The 20,660-nt window shown below is 41.2% G+C and carries 14 protein-coding genes; all 14 read right to left on the bottom strand.

What is annotated here, in order from left to right:
* Positions 1-104 precede the first annotated feature (104 nt).
* On the bottom strand, positions 105-857 hold the full coding sequence (locus BLO53_RS13105; protein WP_092062471.1) for a putative ABC transporter permease: 753 nt from the start codon (positions 855-857) through the stop codon (positions 105-107).
* 2 nt (positions 858-859) lie between these two features.
* The gene (locus BLO53_RS13100; protein ID WP_092062469.1) at positions 860-2,299 is read right to left on the bottom strand and encodes a GGDEF domain-containing protein; all 1,440 of its coding nucleotides are present in this window, start codon (positions 2,297-2,299) and stop codon (positions 860-862) included.
* A gap of 82 nt (positions 2,300-2,381) precedes the next feature.
* Positions 2,382-3,566: a cation:proton antiporter gene (locus tag BLO53_RS13095; RefSeq protein ID WP_092062466.1), complete on the bottom strand. Its 1,185-nt coding sequence runs from the start codon at positions 3,564-3,566 to the stop codon at positions 2,382-2,384.
* Positions 3,567-3,659: 93 nt separating this feature from the next.
* Positions 3,660-6,137 (bottom strand): glycoside hydrolase family 2 TIM barrel-domain containing protein, encoded by a 2,478-nt coding sequence (locus BLO53_RS13090; protein ID WP_092062464.1) that lies wholly within the window; start codon positions 6,135-6,137, stop codon positions 3,660-3,662.
* A gap of 120 nt (positions 6,138-6,257) precedes the next feature.
* On the bottom strand, positions 6,258-6,956 hold the full coding sequence (locus BLO53_RS13085; RefSeq protein WP_092062461.1) for a histidine phosphatase family protein: 699 nt from the start codon (positions 6,954-6,956) through the stop codon (positions 6,258-6,260).
* 25 nt (positions 6,957-6,981) lie between these two features.
* Entirely contained in the window at positions 6,982-7,761 is a 780-nt protein-coding gene (locus BLO53_RS13080; protein ID WP_092062458.1) for a class I SAM-dependent methyltransferase, read from the bottom strand.
* Entirely contained in the window at positions 7,761-8,546 is a 786-nt protein-coding gene (locus BLO53_RS13075; RefSeq protein WP_092062455.1) for a class I SAM-dependent methyltransferase, read from the bottom strand. The genes BLO53_RS13080 and BLO53_RS13075 overlap by 1 nt, the downstream gene beginning before the upstream one ends.
* A gap of 10 nt (positions 8,547-8,556) precedes the next feature.
* Positions 8,557-9,297, bottom strand: a complete 741-nt coding sequence (locus tag BLO53_RS13070) for an ABC transporter ATP-binding protein (RefSeq protein WP_092062452.1) — start codon at positions 9,295-9,297, stop codon at positions 8,557-8,559.
* A gap of 3 nt (positions 9,298-9,300) precedes the next feature.
* A complete protein-coding gene (locus BLO53_RS13065) occupies positions 9,301-10,071 on the bottom strand; it encodes an ABC transporter ATP-binding protein (protein ID WP_092062449.1) in 771 nt (256 codons plus the stop codon).
* 3 nt (positions 10,072-10,074) lie between these two features.
* Positions 10,075-10,881, bottom strand: a complete 807-nt coding sequence (locus BLO53_RS13060; protein WP_242875376.1) for an ABC transporter permease — start codon at positions 10,879-10,881, stop codon at positions 10,075-10,077.
* Positions 10,878-11,801 carry an ABC transporter permease gene (locus BLO53_RS13055; protein WP_092062443.1) on the bottom strand — a complete coding sequence of 308 codons (924 nt, stop codon included), beginning with the start codon at positions 11,799-11,801 and terminating at the stop codon, positions 10,878-10,880. The genes BLO53_RS13060 and BLO53_RS13055 overlap by 4 nt, the downstream gene beginning before the upstream one ends.
* Entirely contained in the window at positions 11,798-13,303 is a 1,506-nt protein-coding gene (locus BLO53_RS13050; protein ID WP_026490167.1) for an ABC transporter substrate-binding protein, read from the bottom strand. The genes BLO53_RS13055 and BLO53_RS13050 overlap by 4 nt, the downstream gene beginning before the upstream one ends.
* A 90-nt stretch (positions 13,304-13,393) precedes the next feature.
* Positions 13,394-13,957: a biotin transporter BioY gene (locus BLO53_RS13045; RefSeq protein WP_092062440.1), complete on the bottom strand. Its 564-nt coding sequence runs from the start codon at positions 13,955-13,957 to the stop codon at positions 13,394-13,396.
* 160 nt (positions 13,958-14,117) lie between these two features.
* The gene (locus BLO53_RS13040) at positions 14,118-20,624 is read right to left on the bottom strand and encodes an FMN-binding protein (RefSeq protein WP_092062437.1); all 6,507 of its coding nucleotides are present in this window, start codon (positions 20,622-20,624) and stop codon (positions 14,118-14,120) included.
* Positions 20,625-20,660 lie beyond the last annotated feature (36 nt).

The following is a 20,660-nucleotide window of genomic DNA, read 5'->3' as shown; positions in this document are numbered from 1 at the left end:
ATGAATCCCATCCCTCACAATATAAGCCTTGCCTTCAGGAGAAAGCGCAGAAACGCCCGCTAGAACAGGAACAATTACCAATGCACTATCATTTTCTCAATTCCTCATTTCCTCATTTCCCTAATGCGTTCCTTGAGGGCATTATGAAGACGGGATCTTTTAATATGAAATTCTTCGAGATTCGGTACTCCGACCCTTGGTGTGAATTTGCTGATACCCAAAATAATTCTCTTCTGGTTTAAAGACATTCTCTCAACATAGTCTTTAACATACAGATCGTACCTCTGCTGAGCCTTTTCATTAAATTCCTGATGCATTTTTTCAACATCCTTAAGAAGGGCTGAAAGACTAGCTTCTGTAAGGGCGAAGTCCGCGCCAAAAATAGCGGCAAAGATAATTGCCAGGATTTCATAGACTATTCCTGGTACGACTGCGTGAATTCCCTGGATTGCAGGGATAAGAAACCTGACTATAGCTACGCCAGCAAGACCAAAAGCTATACTTACAGGAACGCAAATTCTTCCATTTATATTAAGAGGCAGTCTGCTGTAATCCCACCACCTGGCATGAAATCTCTTCTCAAGTACCCAGGATGTGGCGTATTCTGCCACTGCGCTTCCAATATAACATATAATAAAAATCCCCCAGATTGGAAAATCTGGAGAAGACAAAAAGTCAAAAAAGCTAAATAGCGCTGATGTTGCTACAACGCATGAGCCGTATATTGGACATATTGGGCCAAAAAGAAATCCTCTGTCAGCCCACTTTTTCTCATTGATAGAACAATAGATAGACTCCCATATCCATCCCAAAAAGCTGTAAAAAATAAACTCAACAAAATACTGTGCTATAACCATTTTTATTCTCTCGCCATTTTAGATTCTTGTTTGTGCTTGTACATAGCCTCATCTGCACGCTTAAATACGTCATTCATGCATTTATCTACAGCACTGTCAAAAACAGCAACTCCAATCGCAGAGGAATAGCGTTCCCAAGGCTCTTTGGATTCATCCTTAGAAGTCTCTTCGTAGGCAAGCTTCAGCTCTTCTATGAGCTTATCCTTATCATCGTAATCCCTGTTTTCCATCAGAACCACGAACTCGTCACCGCCTATCCTGAATACTGGTGAGTGGTCAAAAATCACGCAGATTATGTGACATGCTCCAAAGATATAGTCATTTCCGTGCTCATGTCCATAATTATCATTGATCTTTTTTAGGTTATTAAGATCAGCCATCAAAATAGCAAATCGAGCCTTACCAGCTTCTATATCAGCATTGACGCGTTCCTCAATCTTGTCATACCAGGCTTTGTTCTTGACATGAGTAAGGGCATCCTGATAAGCCAACATGTCCATGTGAGTTACCTGATTCTTCATGTCCTGCACTCTATCTTCTGCAGCAATGATATTTCTTACATAATTTCTCATATCAATCGACATGAGATTTACTGCATTAGAAAGAGATTCTACTTCATTTTTGGTATGGATATGAGGATCATCATAGCTTAATAAATCTGGATCAGTCTGTTCATGACTTCGTTCTGCAAAAGAGACAACGCTTTTCTCCAGTCTCACCAAGGGTTCAGTGATGTTCCTGTTCATCCACAGAATAAAAAGCGTTACAAACATAATACCAAGCACGACTATAAGTATAACATTAAAAATAGTGTACGTCTTTATTGCTCTTTGGACATCGTCTACCTCGATGTCAACACACAGTGCAGCAAAGTGCTCACCCTCTGCGTTTATCAGAGGTTTTAGCGCTGTGTAATCATAGCCCCAGGAACTAAAATTCTTGAAATAGCTGATCTCATCCATATCAAGATGCTGTTGGTACAGTTCCAAAGTTTCCCTATCATATACATCTTCCAGGACGAATCCCAGATAATAGCCATCAGGATCGGTTTCTCTTCCGATAGCTGTATCCGCAGAAATAACATTCATCATCCACATTCTGTCATCCTCAAGTACAGGCCTGACAATGTAGAGGTAATGAATGTCAAAGTCTTCCATGATAGAATCCATAAATGCCATAAGAGCCGTAAATTTCTCGGATTCCTCGCCACTTTCAACGCACTCTGACAAGTCCTCAACATCAATGTGGCTATCTACATAGTTTATGATATCCAGCATACGTCTGTTGTAGGACCGGTAAATAGAGGTCGTGTAGGTTGAATACATTATTATGCTCAGAACAAAGCACATTAATGCAATAAAAACCAGCGCGAATATGATAATACTTCTTTTGATAGGTCTCTTATTTTCCTTCATCATATTATCATTATATCGTTTTATCATCGCCTATTTCAAGTTGTAAAAAACGGCTTTCGCTGCCATTTATATGGCGGCGGAAGCCGAAAATTTTTTTAGAATTTTTCTCTTAATTTCTGCCCTTAGCCTCATCAGAAGCATAAATAGCCTTCAATATGATTGGGGTCAAAATAGAGCTTAAAACTATCAGCAGAATTACTGCAGTAAAGTATCTGCTATCTATAATCTCAGCCTTAAGACCACGCTGAGCAACAATAAGTGCTACTTCTCCTCTGGTCATCATGCCTACACCAATCTTTAAAGCATCCGAAGTGTTGTATTTAAGGCACTTTGCTATTAATCCGCAGCCTATCACCTTGCCCAGAAGACCTACTATTACAAAGGCCACTGAGAATGCAAGGATTGTCATATCTACAGTTCTAAGATTGGTCTGAAGTCCTACACTTGCAAAGAAAATAGGTCCAAAGATCATATAGGAGTTAATGTCCATCTTTCTGTCAATGTATTCTGAGTCATCAAGAGAACTTAAGATAATACCTGCCACATAGGCACCTGTTATATCTGCTACTCCAAAGTACTTATCAGCAACATAGGCCATAGCAAAGGCAAGTGCCATACCCATTATAGGAATTCTCCTGGTATGGGGCCATCTCTGCTCCATTTTCTTCATGACCTTAAAGATAATAATTCCAACCACGATTGCCAAGGCAAAAAACGCTACTGTTTTTAAACAAACTGCAGCCAGATTGGCATTTGGATCCTTGAGTCCCAGAACCGCTGTAAGAACCACGATTCCTATTACATCATCGATAATAGCGGCACTCATGATGGTTGTTCCAACCTCAGTTGAGATTTTCCCAAGTTCCTTTAAAACCTGAACCGTTATGCTAACAGATGTAGCTGTCAGGATTGTTCCTATAAAAAGAGCTTTTGTAAACTCTACTGATCCAGGAGCAGCAAAGCCATAAAACGCCATGTACAGTATAGTTCCAAGTGCAAGGGGTACTCCTACACCTGTGCATGCCAGTATAGTTGCCTTAACGCCGGACTTTTTGAGCTTGTCTATATCTGTCTCCAAACCTGCACTGAACATTAAAAGAATAACTCCAATTTCAGCCATTCCGGAGAGGAAATCTCCCGCCTGAACCAGGTTAAAAAGAGTTGGTCCTATCAAAAGTCCTGCCACTATCTCACCTGCAACCTGAGGAGCATGAAGCTTTCTGGCAATAAGTCCAAAGAACTTAGCTGCAACTATTATGATCACAAGATCCCTTAGTATCTGAATTGTATCCATTTTCTACCTTCTTTCTATTAATTAACGCTAAGAAAAAAGTATGCTCCCTTTTTCGAAATGAGTCAAGTAACAGGCAAAGAGCTATATACTATCTCAAACGACGTCCAAAGGCATTTGCTCACTACATATTTCTCTGCCATCTTTTTCTTTTGCAGAAATTATAAGAGTAGCATTTCCGGTTTCGATCCCGGCGCGAATAATGGCCATGGCTCTGCCTCTAAAGCTTTCAGTCTCGCCATCTGTATAATTGTCTTCAGTCCTTGGATTGGCTGAACCAAATCCTGCCAGAGATGCACATCCTGTCACTTCTGCACTAAGATCTATCTCCGCATCGGGAACAACATTACCATCCTTATCAATCACCTCAACGCCTACATATGCAAGGTCATGTCCATTAGCTCTAAGGCATTTATTCTCAGGTAAAAGGCGAATTCCGCAAGGCTTACCTGTTGTCTTTAAGCTGTCTCTACTTACTTCTTTCCCATCTGCGTAGCTGATAGCAACAACTTCACCCTTCTCATAAACAGTATCAAAAATTACAGAGTAAGGCATAGGCCTTTCCATAGACACTTTTCTTTTTCCTAGAGACTTACCATTAACTAAAAGCTCAACCTCTTCCGCATTTGAAAAAACAATCAGTCTTATATTTTTCTTCTCCCAGCCTTCATAGTTCCAACTATCACAAACTGCTGGAAATCCCCACATAGTCATCACTTCTGTCTTGCCGAAAGTCTCTGGATGATATGAAAAAACATGTGTTTTTTTATCGCCCCACACCACGCTTCTGTAGGCTCCTTGCGGCATCATGTGACCTGTAATGTCAAAATCTGCATCATTAGCGCATCTCCATGGATACGGTGATCCAGAAGGTGGCATTAGAGCCCATCCATTGGTCTTTACTATAGGATCATCCTGATCTACATAGACAGCCTTTCCAATTCCGGCTTCTCCAAGATAATCCCAGGCAGTCCAGGTAAAATCGCCAATTACATAAGGAAGTCTTTCTACCATAGGCCATCTAAAGCCTATTTCCTTGGGGAAGTTTTCTGAGCCCAGGATCACTCTCTCAGGAAACATCTCATGATCTCGCTCATACAGTTCCTCCATGTAGTTATATCCCACTATATCAAGTCCATTAGTAAAGGGCTCTGTTATAGTCTCCAAGCTGGTGTCAAATAGTCCTTCTGAAGTATTCTGAAGCTGGCTCTTTGATCCAACAAGTTCATCATCAAGGCCGCTCCAAAGAGAACAGATACCATTGCTGACAGGCCTTGTTCCATCAAGCCTTCTAATTGTTTCAGCAAGCTCTGTTGCAAGAGAATAGCCATTATTAAGGCCGCCTCTTTCAGGAATTTCATTACCTGTAGACCACATAATAACTGAGGGATGATTTCTATCTCTTTTTACAAAAGCTGTAAGGTCCTTGTGATGGTCGTTTGCAAAAAACTGGCTGTAATCGCCGCTTCGCTTAGCTATGCCCCAGGCATCAAAGGCTTCATCAAAGATATACATTCCAAGTCTGTCACAGGCTTCTATAAGTGCAGCAGATGGCGGATTGTGAGCTGTTCTGATAGCATTAAAGCCCTCTTCCTTGAGCTTTCTAACCTTTCTCTCCTCTGCAGCATAAAGAGATACTGCTCCCAGAAGGCCATTGTCATGGTGAAGGCAGCCTCCTTTAAGCTTTACAGTCTTTCCGTTTATCCTAAGGCCTCGAATGGAATCTGCAGTAATGGTCCTGATTCCAAAAAGAGTCTCATCTTCATCTGCTTCTTTAGTCTCTTCCGGGATAAAATGCGTCCTGTACACGCCAAGGCTCTTTACTATAACCTTTATCCTGTATAGATTTGGATTTTCAGCGTCCCACAGCACCGGGTTCTTTAAGTTTATGGCCATTCTAGCCACTTGGCTTTTCCCTGAATTTATCTGTATAACACGCTTTGTCGCATACTCTTTTTCATCCGAATTTTCTTTATAGATAAAAAGAGAAACCTCAACCAGTCTATTATCCAAAGTGCGATTTGCAATTTCAGCCTCCGCCTCAATAAAAGCATAGCCATCAGCAACTTCTCTGGTGCGGACAAATAGTCCATCTGGCACTAGTTGTACTCTGGGACTATGGCACAGCTTCACTCCTCTATATAGGCCTGAGCCTGTATACCAGCGGGAATTTACATACATGCTGGTATTACAGTTTATAGTTATCCTGTTCTCTTTTCCAAAAGTCACATAGTCTGTCAGATCCACATAAAAGGGCGCATAGCCATAGTGCTGACTTCCTACCTTGCAGCCATTTATTTCAACAGTGACATTCATCATAGCACCATCGAAATATAAGCCAACGCATTCATTCTCCCATTCCCTTGGAATCATCACGTATTTAGTGTAATTTGTAAGATTTCCTACAAAATACCCGCTATCTGACCTTGCTGGAGCATCAGGTCTTACCTGTGTTCCAATCATACCATCGTGTGGAAGATCAACAATTATCCCCGGATCTTCTTTTAGACTTCCAAGAGAGTCTACAAAACCTCTGCGGAAGGTCCATTTTTCATCAATACATTCTTTTTTCATACCTCGTCACCCCTGTAAAATCAATGTACTCTTTGCAAAAAATAAGCATATAACCGGATTATTACCCATAACCCAATTATATGCTTATTTTCTATATTTGCGCTCTATTTTTTAATCTAGCTACATTTCGAAATTTAATTTATGTCCACTGTGGTGATTCATGTCGTTAAAAAGCTCTAGTCTGGGAATTGCCATTTCTCCTTCCATGGCGTCAAAAGCAAATATCGATACTGAACAAACCCCAAATGGTAGTGTTGTCAGGACTATAGGAAAAGAAATAGCCAGCAAATGCGAAAACAGAATGGCTCCAGAGCCTCCATGAGCAAAAAGAGCTATAGTGTCGCTATTCTCCTGAACACATCTGTAGAAATCCCCTTCTCTTTTAAGTCCATATTGAAGTAAAAGGTTATCAATTCCAGTATTTATCCTGTCAAAGTAATCCATACAGATATTGTTTTTAAAATATGGGTGTTCCTCCCAGGACTTTTCACCAGCATAAGAAGGCTCACTTGTCAGCGCCTTGTAAGCAATAGACCAGGGATGTCCTTCAAATGGGATTTTCCTGCTATCCTCAATGTCAGGATCCTTATCTCCCCACCAGATTTCATGCATAAAATCAAGATTCTGAACATCAAGCCCGTGGTCTTTGGCCGTAAAACTTGCGGTCTCTCTTGCCCTTCCCATAGGCGATGAATATATAGCCTTTATTTTTTCATCGTGAAGCCTTAAAGCCGTGCTTGCAGCTTGCTGTCTGCCAGTCTCAGTCAAACAGTCATGCTGGTAATCGGGATCTCCGTGCCTTACAAATATCAGTCTCATGTCTCGTTCCCCTTTGTGATTTATATTATTTCTGTGCAGATATCATGAACATCTTATCAGGAATATAGAATTCATCTTTCTTATCATAGATTGTCTTATAAAAATCAGTGTTTGTTACCACACTCTTGAAACCTGATTTTCTCAAAACCTCAATATCCCACTCTGGCCTGTCAAGTGTACTGATAGTAAGCATGTGATAAATCTCATGACACTCATCCTTAAGCACTTTACTAATGTCCTTGTGGGCAAGGTTGTTTTGATTATCAAGATTGTGCTCACCCTTTGCGTATTCTGCATCGAAATTAAGCAATAATCCGCCTTTTTTAAGAACTCTTGACCATTCCATATATGCATCAACAGGGTGCGGAAGTGTCCATGTAAGGTTCCTAGTAACGATCACATCAAAGCTTTCATCAGCAAATTTAAGATTCTCGGCATCCATATCAATCGCCTTTACATTACCTTCAAAAGGGCCATTAAGTTCAATCATTTTATTGGCCTTGGATACCATTTCTTTTGTAAGATCAATTCCTGTAACATCAAAGCCTTCTTTTCCAAGAAGGACTGTAAAAAAGCCCGCTCCACAGCCAACATCAAGTATCTTGATATCAGAAGCCGGCTTATTGCCAAAGCTATCTGTAATATTAGTAAGGATTGCCTCTAACCACTTCTGGGCCTTTTCACTTTCCAGCTCATGCTGCTTCTGGGCAAAAAAGCTGTCTGCTCTCACAGTCCAGTAGTCTTCTACCCTGTTTTTTATTTCTGTAGATTCTTCCTCGAAAGGAATATATTTAAGTTCGCTCATTATTTAACCACCTTGATCATAAACATCGGAGTAGATGCATAATTTACTTTTTCTTTTTCTGAATAGACTTTCTCTCCGATATTTTCTACGCACTCTACTGCCTGGACTCCCTTGCGCATAAAGACATCTCTATCCCAGTCAGGTCGCAGGATTCCAGTTAATGGAAGAGTATCAGCTATAGCCTCCATCTTATCGAAGTTCTCTCCAATATCGTAATCTTCAAAGCCTTTTTCCTTGACCATTTCACGATCTTTTAAGTACTCTTTTCTCTTAACCTCATCACGAAGGTATCCATACCAACAGGCATCAAAAATAAATAAAAGGCCACCTTTCTTTAAAACCCTGAGCCAGCCTTCATAAGCCTTCTCGGGATCAGGAAGGTTCCATGTAAGATTTCTATTTATAATAACGTCAAAGGCCTCGTCTTCAAACTTCAGATCCATAGCATTTTCTTTTCTGAATACTATTTTTTCAGCTAGATCTCCCGCGTTCTTGTGGGCTTCTGCAAGCATAGTCTCTGCAAAATCTGCTGCAGTAACGCTATATCCTAGTTCAGCCAGAATGATTGACAAAAACCCCGGGCCAGCTCCAATATCCAGAATTCTTATATTTGCTCTATCTGCTGGAGAAAGCTTAAAATGCTCCATTATCTCTCTGTCAAGAAGATCCTTCCATGTAGTTCGCTGTATTCCGGCAAGTTCTTCCTGATTTACCTCAGAATAGCCTTTAGCTCTCTTTATCCAGTATTCATAATTATCATTAACAATTAACTGCTTTGCTATCATTCTAAATCCTCTATATGCTCTGCCTAACGGCGCTTTCTACCAATTTTTTTGTATATTCTTCATGAGGGTTGCTGATCAGATCCTCACAAATTCCTTGCTCCACACACTTTCCATCCTTCATGACAATCACTCTGTCACATAGCATACGCACCAGAGCAATATCGTGGGATACAAAAATTGCGGATAGTTTCCCATTATCCTTTAGATTATGAAGAATTTTTGTTATCTGCGCCTGTGTTGACACATCAAGTGCACTAGTAATTTCATCGCATAGAAGTATGTCTGCTCCAGAATAAAGCGCTCTGGCAATAGACATACGCTGGCACTGTCCCCCAGATAATTCAGAGGGCTTTCGCTGCAGCAATTCCTTATTTAAACCAACTTCTTCCAAAATGCCATAAAGTCTTACTAAATCTTTCTTGCCACGGCCACTTTCAAGAACAGATTTTTCCATCGATAATCTGGGGTCAAAAGAGCTAAGGGGATTCTGGAAGATATATTGCAAAAATCTACCTGTATCTCTAGCCTTTTGCCCGTTATATTCGTTTCCTTTAAAAATAAGTTGCCCTTCATCTGGAACTACCAGACCAGAAATAACCTTTAAAAGTGTGCTCTTTCCTGATCCACTCTCTCCAACAATTCCTAGAATCTCGCCTTCTTCCAGCGTGAAACTTATGTCACTTAAAGCAGCTATCTCTTTGTCTTTATCTATGAATTTTTTACTTAAATTTTTTCCTTCAAGTATAGTCATTGTCTATATCGCCTTTAATTTGGGAACATCCTGTAACAGTCTCTTTGTGTACTCATGCTGTGGATTCTCGAGCACTTTACTGGTAGCGCCTATTTCCACAATTTCCCCTTTATACATGATTCCAATCCTATCAGCGATATTGGCCGCGATCCCAAGGTTATGAGTAACAAGAACAATTGCTACGTTCATATCATTTTTTAGTCTTAGAAGTTCGTCTGTCACAGCAATGGCCGTCGTTACATCAAGAGCACTTGTTATTTCATCGCACAATAACAGTTCTGGTTCCAGGATAAAAGAGGCTGCTATAGCTATTCTCTGATTCATACCGCCACTAAGCTCATAGGGCCTGCTTTTCAATATTCTGTCCATATCCTTTAGGTTCAAGGTGGAAAAAATCCTGTTAAGCTTTTCCTTGTCCAGCTTTTTACCATGACTTTTAACAGTTTCATTAAACTGATCACTTAGTTTTCTAAGGGGATTAAATGCTCCTTCCGGATTCTGCTGAATAAGACCAATTCTACAGCCTAGAAAACTGGCCATTTCCTTATCCTTAATATCAGAAATACATTGTTCTCTAAAGAAGATTTCTCCACCAGTTATCTTTGCATATTTGTTGCGGCATATCGACTTAATAAGTGTTGATTTTCCAGAACCTGACTCCCCTACAAGGCAGAAAACTTCGCCCTTGTAAATATCCAGGTTCACATTTTTTATTACCAGAGACTCATCGTATGCAACACTTAAGTTCTTTATTTCAAGTAATTTCTCATCCATACTTCAGGCCTCTCTATAATCCATTACTACATCTCCAAGATAGTTAAATACTATAATAGTAAATACAGTGGCAAGTGCAGGATACAAAACGGCCCAGGGAGCAATCTGAATATATGCCCTTGCCTCGCTTATCATTGATCCCCACTCTGCAGCAGGAGGAACAACACCAAGTCCCAGAAAAGAAAGACCTGACAAGCCAATCATAGTTGTTCCGATCTGTGTAAGGGCATTTGTCAAAACCGGCGGAAGTATGTTTGGGAAAATGTGAACTGCAATTATGTATAGATCACTTTTTCCTGCGAAAAGAGCCGCCTTAATAAAATCCTGGTTTTTAAGCGAATATGTGTGACTTCTTGAAAGTCTTGCAAAGCTCACCCACATAGTTATCCCAAGAGCTATCATTGCTCCACCAAGACCCCCATTTAGAATACCGGCCACCACAATAGCCACAACCATCTGCGGAAAAGCCAGCAAAATATCTGCTATTCTCATAAGAAGCTTGTCAAAGATTCCTCCGTAATAGCCACACAGCATACCAACAATCGCGCCAATGGCAAAGGAAATAAAAACAAGAGCAAAGGTCGCTGCAATCGTAGTTCTTCCTCCATAAAGAACCCTTGATAAGACGCATCTTCCCAGGTTATCTGTTCCAAAAGGATATTTCAGGCAAGGAGCAAGTCTTATGGATGAAGCACTTGTTGTATATGGGTCATTCGGTGCAAAAAAATCCGCAAAAACCGTCACAAGAATAAGCATTATCGCAATGGCCGAAACCACTATTATTTTTGCCTTTATCTTCTTTTTCTTCAAATTTCTGTCCTCGGGTCCAAATAATGACATAAAATATCAGAAAGCTGGTTGATAACTACATAGATAGTACCCATTATGATCACGAATCCCATTATCACAGGATAATCTCTGGCTGTTATAGAATCCATCACCAGCTTGCCAATTCCTGGCCATCTGAATATAGTCTCAATTACAACACTGCCGCTCATAAGAGAGCCTATCTGAAGTGCTACAATAGTAAAAACATGGCCAAGGCAGTTGTGGACTAAATTCAGGATAATGTACCTGCAACTTACTCCTCGTCCCTTCATGCCTATAACGTAGTCTTCCTTCATCTCATTTAGAAATTCAGATCGTATCTGCCTTACAAATCTCCCTGTCATAGGAATTGCCAAGGAAACCACTGGCATAAATAGTCCCTGAATATTACCACTTGCAATTACTGGGAAAAGATTAAGCTTTATGCACAGTAAGTACATCAATAGCACCGATATCAAGAAGTTTGGAAGCGAATTTCCCACAAAGGAAAACAGCCTCACAATATGATCTGTGATCCCATCTTTTCTAATGGCTGAAATAATTGCCAGCGGAAAAGAAATAATAAGAGAAACAAAAAGACTTGTAAGTGCCAAAATGCTGGTGTTCCTAAGTCCTGCCACAAGCTTTGGAGCTACAGGCATGTCATCTTTAAAAGAGATGCCAAAATCTCCCCTTACAATGCACAGTAGCCATTCCCCGTATCTAACGAGGAATGGCTTTAAAAGACCTAGTCTCTCACGCTCTGAGTCAAGCACTTCTTTTGTAATGGCAACCCCCTGCGAAGTAAGTCTTTTTTCAGCAGGATCGCCAGGTGCAATATATAAAAGTGCAAATACCAAAAAGCTAAGGATGACCAGTACTATTACTAAACAAAAAAGCTTTTTAATAACTCTTTTTATCATTCAATAGTTGTCTCCGCATCAATGCCATAAAAGTCAAATGGAATATTTTCTGCAAATCCAGAAACGCCCTTGCGAAGTACAGTTGTATTATTGAAAAGACCAACGTAGCCAAAAGCATTGTCATCAATAGCTATCTGTACAATCTCGTTTGCAAGTTCTGCTCTCTTTGCAGTATCTGTCTCAAACTTGAGCTGGTTAATAAGCTCTTCGCAGTGGTCATCATTAAATCCGCCGCAATCATAATATGCGCCGTCCTTTAAAGTTGACTCTATAAAGTAAAGTGGATCACCAGACTTATCTGCAATCATGCAATAAAGAGCCAGATCAAAATCACTGTTTGCAATATATGTGGCATCTGGATCCTCTTCTACGCCGAGTACTGAATCAATGCCGATTTCCTTGAGCTGTTCCTGAATAAGGAGTGCAAGTGTATCAAGAGATCTTGCAGCATAATACTTGATACTGATGGTAAGCTTCTGGCCATCCTTCTCATAGAAACCGTCGCTTCCAAGTGTATATCCGTCACTTTCAAGAAGCTCTTTTGCCTTGGCTGTATCTACTGCTGGAACAGTTACCTTTCCATATGCAGCATTTGTATTAAATGGTCCTACTGCAGCTGAAACAGTTCCTGATAAGTAGCTGGCAATCTTTTCCTTATCAACAGTTAAATTGATAGCTTCGCGTACAGAAGCATCAAGAGTGTTCTCGTTAAGAATGTAATACTGAAGTCTTGCACCTGGAATAGAAACCACGTTGTACTTGTCAGGCTCACTCTCATAAACAGTAAGTGCTGCAGATGAAACACTGTTGTAACAATCGATTTCTCCACTCTGCATAGCAAGGAGCTTTGGATCATCCTCCTGCATATAGTAGAAAATAGCTCCATCGAGTTTTACATCTCCACCCCAGTAATTTGTATTTTTAGTTACTTCTACATCTCCTTCTGGCTGGAACTTAGAAATCACAAATGGTCCTGTACAAACTGGATCATTGTCAAAATCTGTTGTAGCATCAAGGTCTACCATTCCAAACTCAGGGCTTGCCAGCTCGTTTCTAAGTGTTGGATATACATCACCTGTATCAATCTCAATTGTCTTGTCATCAACTGCAGTCATCTTGAAGTCTGCAACGTAGGCAAATCTCTCATTAACTTCAGCAACTCTCTGAAGGTTTCTGATAACCATATCAGCTGTAAGAGGTGTTCCATTTGAAAAAGCAACACCATCCTTTAAAGTGATGGTCCATACACTTCCATCAGCCTTAGCATCCTCTGCAAGGCAAGGAGCTGCATTCATATTCTCATCCATCTTAAAAAGAGCCTCAGATACACCATAAATTGATGTGTACCAGCCATAATATTCCTTGTGAACATCAAGGCTTGCATAAGCAAAAGATGCTGCTGTCTTCAAAATATTTGGTTCTGAAGAAGCGCTATTTCCACATCCTACTACTCCGACAGCCATTACAGCCGCCAATACCAATCCCAATACTTTCTTTTTCATATAAAAAACTCCTATCTGCTTTTTTCGCAAATAAGAGTTTATTACATCAAAAAACAAAATATAAGCCCCCTGGGGGGTTATTCAGTTTACTTATTTTATTGCAGGTTCAACTCTTTTAGCAATGACAAATGCCAGAGCCATCTTGAGAAGATCTGGAAGGATAAATGGGAATACACACCATGAGAGAACTGCCATGATTCCGACATCTCCTGTGTTTCTAGTATAAACATACATAAACCAGACGGTTCCAAAGGCGTAGCAAACAGCAAGGCCCAGAACAAGTGCGATTATCTTAACTGCAAGGCTCTTACCAAATACTCTTGTAAGGACGATGTAAATAAGTCCCATAAACAAAAAGCCGATGATATATCCGCCTGTGCTTCCAAGAAGAACTCCTATGCCACCGCTAAATCCTGCAAATACTGGAACACCCACCGCACCAAGTAATATATATATAAGTGTTGCAATAGTCCCTCTCTCACCTCCAAGAAGTAAAAGGACAAAAAATACTGCAAATGTCTGGAGTGTAAATGGAACTGCTGTAGGAATGCTGATCCATGAACAAATAGCTATAAGAGCTGCTCCAATTGATATGTAAACCAAATCTAAAACCTTAGCGTTGCTTCTACCAGCAACTGCGCTTGTATTACTCATGATGTTACTCTCCTTATGTCTTATATTTTTTATCAAGCATAATAGAAGGTAACATGTAAGAAAAGGATTGTCAACCCTTCTGTTGAGTTGGGTTGACAATCCTATGATTCATTTTTTCGCAGGCTTCCTCTGCTTCTTTGCAAGAAACTTATTTATTGTCTCATCGTACAAGTCGCTGCTTTATAACTACTCCGCCAGCCACGAATCCACCGGCCAGAATAATTATAACTAACACAGCTATAGGACTAACAGGATTCTTGGTTCCAACTTCTTGTGAAAGTGGAACATCCTCATTTGAAATATCTGCCACGGCACTGTCCAATGCACCGCTCTCTGATTTTTCTGTAACTGATGCCTCATATGCAGCGGCATCGTTATCTGCTATATCGCTGGCAGAAGTATCAACGCCTGAATTTTCAGCATCTGCTGCATCATTTCTCACATTTTCACTTGCTTTAACATTTTCTGAAGCCTTTCCAGAATCTTTTTTCTTATCTGCTCCTCTCTTTGCTCCCAGTACAGTGCTGTTTCCTGTGCTTGGAGCAGGACTTGTAGCCTGAGAAGCATTTTGACCACTAGCCTTGGATGCATTTGCCTTCGCTGTATTGCTGCCTGAGATACTTCCTGCAGGTGCACTAGTTGAAGATCCGCTGCCTTGTGCATCCTGTGAGCCACTCTGATTATCAGAACTGCTCTGGTTACCAGCATTCCCCTGATTTCCTGAATTTCCAGGTTGCTCCTTAGGATTTTCTTTTGCCTCAGAATCAGCAAATACTGCCTTGCCTTCTGAAATCACCCATCTTCTAAGTCCTTCAGGGCCTCCTTTATAATATATGCTCATGATTCCGCCAAGTTCTTCATCAGAAACTTCAAGTTCAGAGACCACATTGTCCACATTTTTGTTGAGAAGATCAGCAAAAGCCTGCCTGCCGATTTCTTCTTTTGTCCTTGCAAATGTAGTATCCTTGCTGCTTCCTGTTCCGTCAGCTCCGGTGTATACACTCTCAAGCACAACGCCGTTTTCTGTAAGTCTTGCATCACTATTAAAATAACAGTTTCTGTCATAGGCTACATTTGCAATTCTTCCATCAGCTATACCGATATCGATAGTTGGCCTGCTGGAAGTTACATTCCCGTACGCATAGCAGTTGTACTGGAATGCGCCTGCCATGCCTGCAAGTCCGCCAATATGGACCTTGTTGTTGGTATTAGCTGTCCCGTAAACATCGCCAAGTGTATAGCAGTTAATGGCATTAATACGGTTTGTCACAGCAAAAAGACCACCCGCATACACATCACCATCCTCAGTGATCGCACTTATAGTTACGTCTGTCCAGGAGTTTGTAACAAGGCCCCTTAACATGCTGGCTGCAAGGCCTGCACCTCTACTTGCTATATCATCGGCTTTCACCGCAATCTTACCAGTCACGCTGCAGTTATCGATAAACACGCCGTTCTGGCCAGTTCCAACAAGTCCCGCAGTATATGTATCGTAAGGTACTTCATTATTGATAAACACATCTCTTAGATGGATGTTTTTAAGTTCAACCTTCAGGACATCATCCCCGTATGCCAGGTTTGACTCATAGTCACCGCCTGTAAAGCCAAACATCGCCGCTGTATACATTGCTGCAGGATTTGTGCGTTCACCAATTCTAAGTCCAGTTATAGTATGTCCTGCACCATCGAAGTTACCTCTAAAGGGATATGCACTGTACAACACAGGATCACCCTTTATCTTTGCCTTTATAGCAAAGCCAATAGGCATAAAATCTTCGTTTGAAAGGACTATATTTTCTGTCTGCTTAAAGTATTTGCCTTCCCAGGTTTCATCCTCGCAGATAGCCTCTGCTATATACCTAAGCTGATGTTCATCGGCAATCAGATATGGATTTTCCCTGGAGCCATCTCCGCCAGCAAAGACTGCCGGGTTTCCAGCGCCGTACCCTGTTCTGTCACCGTAGATAGCCTTGCTCTCTGCTCTTGCCCTGGCTTTCTCGTAATTTTCTGTATCGTCCTTGCTTCCTGTAAGGATTTCCTCTGAGATAACATTTCCATCTTTTACCACGATCTTCACAGTGACTATGGCTTTACTGTCTCTTCCGTACCAGGTTCCATCCTTCATAACAAGTGGAACTTGCGGCACCTTCTCAGCTTCAGGCTGAACGTAGGTGATAGCTGCGTATTCATCAGTAAGTACTACAGCTTCGTCCTTGTAAGTCCATTTTCTAAGACTATTGCTGCCAAGACCATACTTTGTCACATCGATGGCAAAAGAACTAAAGTTGCCGTTTAATTTATAGGCAATGCCCGCATAATTTTCTTTTGTAAATGACTCAAGTCCATCTACGACACCGCCCTCGTAAGCTTCGCCTTCCTCATTGACACCGCCTACAGTCTTTGTTCCATAGGGCTGAACCTCTGCCTCTTTTCTTCCAGCAATTGTCATAGTCTTCGTCTTATCGTAGTAGCTTTGATAAGCCTTACCAATTCCGGTAACCCAACCTGTTACAGCTCCGGTATAAATGCTATAGTGCTCTGATACAGTATCACCGCTTGAATAGCTGTTTACCAGATCTCCTGCATCAACTCCCACAAGACCGCCTACAGAAGACATTCCTTCTATTTCGTTCTCGATATCACGAGCCATGCTTCCAAAGTACTTGCCTGTAGAATAACAGTTTGCAACAAGTCCTCTGTTAGTCATACCTGTTATGCCACCAACTGAAGCTATGGATTCACCGTATTCTACAGTGGACCTAAGATCAACGTCAGTGTGGCAGTTGATGATTGCTCCTTTATACTGACGTGCTGCAATTCCGCCTACATAGGCGTTTTTCTCATGTGTTGTAGAATATATCCTGCCCTGAACATAACAGTTATCGATAATGGCTCCCTTTCTGGAGCTTTCATCGGTAAGACCCTGCATATATCCTGCAATGCCGCCCACAAAGCTTGCGTCGTCACGGTACACATACACTTCAACGCCTGTAAGCTTAACATTTTTAACAACAGCATCAACGCCAAGAGTTCCAAAAAGACCTATAGCATTAGAGAAATCTGAAAGCTTTGTGCTGAGCTTTCTAGGCGCATCAGCTGTTCCTTCCTTAAGCCCTGATATAGTGTGGCCATTTCCATTAAAGGTTCCATTAAATGCAAATTCCGAACCGCCGATTGGTTCCCAGTTTGCAATATCAGAAATATCTATATCTTTTACCAGTTCAACATATTTGCCATCATACAAAATTTCTGTATCCAATGATGAAGCAAAGGCTACAAGCTGCTCTTTTGTCGCAATCCTGTAAGGATCATCGGCTGTACCCTGACCGCCCTCAAATATAGATGCGTCTATTACAACCTCATGCCATGGTTCATCTGATAGCCTAAAAAAGCTATCTACTTCTTCCCATTTATAGAAATCATAGGAGTTATAAGTCTTATGCAGGCTGGAAATATTGGAATTAAGCTGCTGCACTGAAAGAGATCCTTCATATACAGCCTCATCAGTATTTCCGACAGGCTTAAGCCCTGTTCCCATTGCATAGTAATCCTGCGCAAAACCAAATGAATCCAGGACGCCAAAAACAGCTCCATTTGTGCCAGTACTCTGGACATCTACGGCTGCTACCACATTCTGAGTCTTACCCATGGCATTACCAATAATTCCGCCAGCTTGCACTTTATCGCTAGCCTGTGCAACAATCTCGCCTTTTGCTGCACTGTTTAATACAAGCGCATTCATCTTGGAAAGTCCGGCAATTCCGCCTAAATCTGCTGTGATTCCATCTGCCAGTTCAGCACTTATCTTCACATCGCTGTAGCAGTTTAAAACTGCGGATTTCAGCATCATATTTCCGACTATACCACCGGCCTCTATGGTGCATGAGTCTGACTTTAAGTCAACCTGGCCTGTAACCCGGCAGTGATTGATAACGGCTGATTTTTTAATATTACCAGCCAGAATTCCTACGTATAAACTGAAGTCTCCTGTTGCTTCTATATGAACATTTTCAAGCTTTAGATCTTTAACGCTGGCGTTTGAATTAAGAGCTGTGAAAAAGCCTGCAGCTGATGCACCTTCAGCTTTGATATTTACATTTTTGACCACATGTCCCTGGCCATCAAAGTTTCCAGCAAAAATGTCAAAACCATCTTCGGTTCCTATAGCATTAAAGTTCTCTATCTTAGAAAGATCTAAGTCCTTTGTTAAAGCAACATATTCACCTGAGTAGTTTGTTCCCTCATCTACGTTTTGTGCAAATCTTAGTAGCTCTTTTACACTGCCTATCTGGTAAGGATCACTCCAGGTTCCTGTTCCCTGCAGAGTGACACCACTAATATCAGTGTCTTCTTCGCTTTCGGCAGCCTTGGCAGCCTGATCAAAAGCGTCCTTGACTGCAGCTTTGATTCCATTAGAGCTTAATGTCGCTCCACTTATACCATCTATAGAATCAACCTCTGTATTCTTTGGGTGCTTAGAGATAATTATTTCTAAAAGAGCCTTAGCCTTTTCCCAGAATCCTGGTGTTTCTTGCTGTTCTAGCTCTTTCAGGTTCTCTACCTGCCCATCTTTAATAGTAACAGAAAGCTTTATCTCACCTTTTTTGCCTTGACCAACACCAATATAGGTTCCGTCCTTGTATGATTTTTCATCTGCCACTGGATCTTCAGGCTCTGTCTCTGAAGTCTCTGCATTTTGGAAATAGAGCTCTTTATCTGGAACTGTATTATTATCCCCTGTGCCATGCCAATATTTTTCACTGGTTGTACCGTCTGTTTTACCATATCTTGCAGTAACTGATGATCTTGTAGATACATTGATACTTCCCTGAACTGGCTCTACCTGGGCATCAAAGCTAGATCCGCCTTCTACATATATGTTCCTAACATCTAAGTTACCATTTCCAGAAACAGCAGCGCCGCCACCTAAAAGGCTTCTGTCTGCTGTAAGATTCATTCCAAAGCCGCCAACTGCAATGAGGTTTCCATCTCCCTGGATAAGCCCACCATCCATCACGATTGCATCGCCGCCTTGGGCTGTAAGATTAGAACTTCCACCTCCATATATAGCAACTGTTGAGCCCTCTGGAATGTTAAGGGTTCCCTTTACCAGAAGCCCTGTCTGGCCGTAAGAGCCATTTGGTGCTTCATCTGCAAGGATGTATACATCGCCTTTTACATTTACATTGCCTTCAACAGTAACAACTGGCTCCTGATTTCTTCTATTTTCATCATCCCTTGCAGAATAGTTTGTATGAGAGATGATCCTTGCGTTTTCGATAGTTGCGCCATCCTTTAGCCTTAACTGGCCATTTATGGCTGATCCATAGATAAAGCCTTTATTCTCGCCATAGTCTACGTAATCACAGGAAAAACAACCGCCATTTTCGACTTCAACAATTCCCTCTAGTGTAGACTGTCTAATTGAAAACCTGGCGCCCTTCTGAACTATGATCCTGACACCGCTGTGTACCCTTACATTGACCATTGTAAGGTCGCAGCCCTCAGGAATTACAAGAGTCTGCCTGGGCTCCTGACCATTTGTCAGAGAAATGATCTCGCCTACCTCAGAATATGTTCCAAGAGTGTGAGATCCATACCAGGCCTTTATTTCTTTTGGAACTACAACTGTTTCTGCGCCAAAATCCCTGATATACCATGGATTCTGGTCATAAATATACTTGCCGTCTGCTGTCTGTGTGCAGTTTGCAAGAATCAGGCACTCGCAAAGCTTTTCATCTGTTGAATTAACTGTAAAATCAACCTGATTACTTACTGCAGATCTTCCCTCTGTATCAGTAAACTCCACGTATACCTTATATACGCCAGCTGTTTCCGGCTTGCCGCTTAAGATAACATCTCCTGTAAAAATGTTATAGCTACCCTCTACTCCAGGACACTCGGGTTCTATAACTACCCTTGTCTTTGTTGGATCATCATTAACCCTGACTCCGCCTTCCTCCTGGTTAAAATAGCTAAGCTCATGCCAGTCTTCTTCACTAACCTGACCAATTTCAGATGCATAATCTACAAGTGCCGCCTGAAGCTTAACAGAATTAGTATTCTCTGGAAGGTAGGAAACTGAAGTTGCGCCAGATATGGCATCAACATCCTCTTCTCCAACCATCTTGGACTCAAAAGAGCCTACAAGCCTTATAAAAAGAGCTTTCGTTCCGGCTGGTTCTGGCTCCTCAGACGGAACATCAAAACGCTCTATATCATAGTCATTTGGATAACCAAAAAAATCTGTTCCCGTAACTGTCTTTTTGACACCAACCTTAAGTGTCTGTGACTCTGTGGATAAAGTTACAATATTTTCACCTTCTTCAAAATCAGAAGGATAAAAAAATATGCTGTTTCCATTTTTTACATAGGTTCCCTTTTCGTTGGAACCATAATAGCTGTAATTTGGTTCATAGGAGATTTCTTTTTCTCCAACCAATACCTTTAGCCCCTGCTGAACTACCGCATAGAGCTCATCTCCACTAACATTAAAGCTAAATACAATGGCTCCTTCAGAGTATTTAACTTCCGTTACACTAAGTTCACTTTGACCGTTTTCTTCTGCCGCTATAGCAGTAATACTTGGAAAAAACATAGACACAGTCATTACGACTGCACAGAGAAAAGATAAAAACACCTTCCCCATTTTTTTTAACTTTTTCATACTTCCCCCATTCCTTGGATTATTTTGTGACTCTTT

This window comes from Butyrivibrio sp. INlla14 (genome assembly GCF_900102515.1).
GTDB lineage: Bacteria > Bacillota > Clostridia > Lachnospirales > Lachnospiraceae > Butyrivibrio.
This window is presented reverse-complemented; position numbering and strand designations above follow the sequence as displayed.

Coding starts and splice junctions, on each gene's coding strand:
- BLO53_RS13055 (WP_092062443.1), bottom strand. CDS start 11,801: ATGATAAAAAGAGTTATTAAAAAGCTTTTTTGTTTAGTAATAGTACTG.
- BLO53_RS13085 (WP_092062461.1), bottom strand. CDS start 6,956: ATGAGACTGATATTTGTAAGGCACGGAGATCCCGATTACCAGCATGAC.
- BLO53_RS13100 (WP_092062469.1), bottom strand. CDS start 2,299: ATGATAAAACGATATAATGATAATATGATGAAGGAAAATAAGAGACCT.
- BLO53_RS13070 (WP_092062452.1), bottom strand. CDS start 9,297: ATGACTATACTTGAAGGAAAAAATTTAAGTAAAAAATTCATAGATAAA.
- BLO53_RS13050 (WP_026490167.1), bottom strand. CDS start 13,303: ATGAAAAAGAAAGTATTGGGATTGGTATTGGCGGCTGTAATGGCTGTC.
- BLO53_RS13075 (WP_092062455.1), bottom strand. CDS start 8,546: ATGATAGCAAAGCAGTTAATTGTTAATGATAATTATGAATACTGGATA.
- BLO53_RS13040 (WP_092062437.1), bottom strand. CDS start 20,624: ATGAAAAAGTTAAAAAAAATGGGGAAGGTGTTTTTATCTTTTCTCTGT.
- BLO53_RS13045 (WP_092062440.1), bottom strand. CDS start 13,957: ATGAGTAATACAAGCGCAGTTGCTGGTAGAAGCAACGCTAAGGTTTTA.
- BLO53_RS13065 (WP_092062449.1), bottom strand. CDS start 10,071: ATGGATGAGAAATTACTTGAAATAAAGAACTTAAGTGTTGCATACGAT.
- BLO53_RS13095 (WP_092062466.1), bottom strand. CDS start 3,566: ATGGATACAATTCAGATACTAAGGGATCTTGTGATCATAATAGTTGCA.
- BLO53_RS13080 (WP_092062458.1), bottom strand. CDS start 7,761: ATGAGCGAACTTAAATATATTCCTTTCGAGGAAGAATCTACAGAAATA.
- BLO53_RS13090 (WP_092062464.1), bottom strand. CDS start 6,137: ATGAAAAAAGAATGTATTGATGAAAAATGGACCTTCCGCAGAGGTTTT.
- BLO53_RS13105 (WP_092062471.1), bottom strand. CDS start 857: ATGGTTATAGCACAGTATTTTGTTGAGTTTATTTTTTACAGCTTTTTG.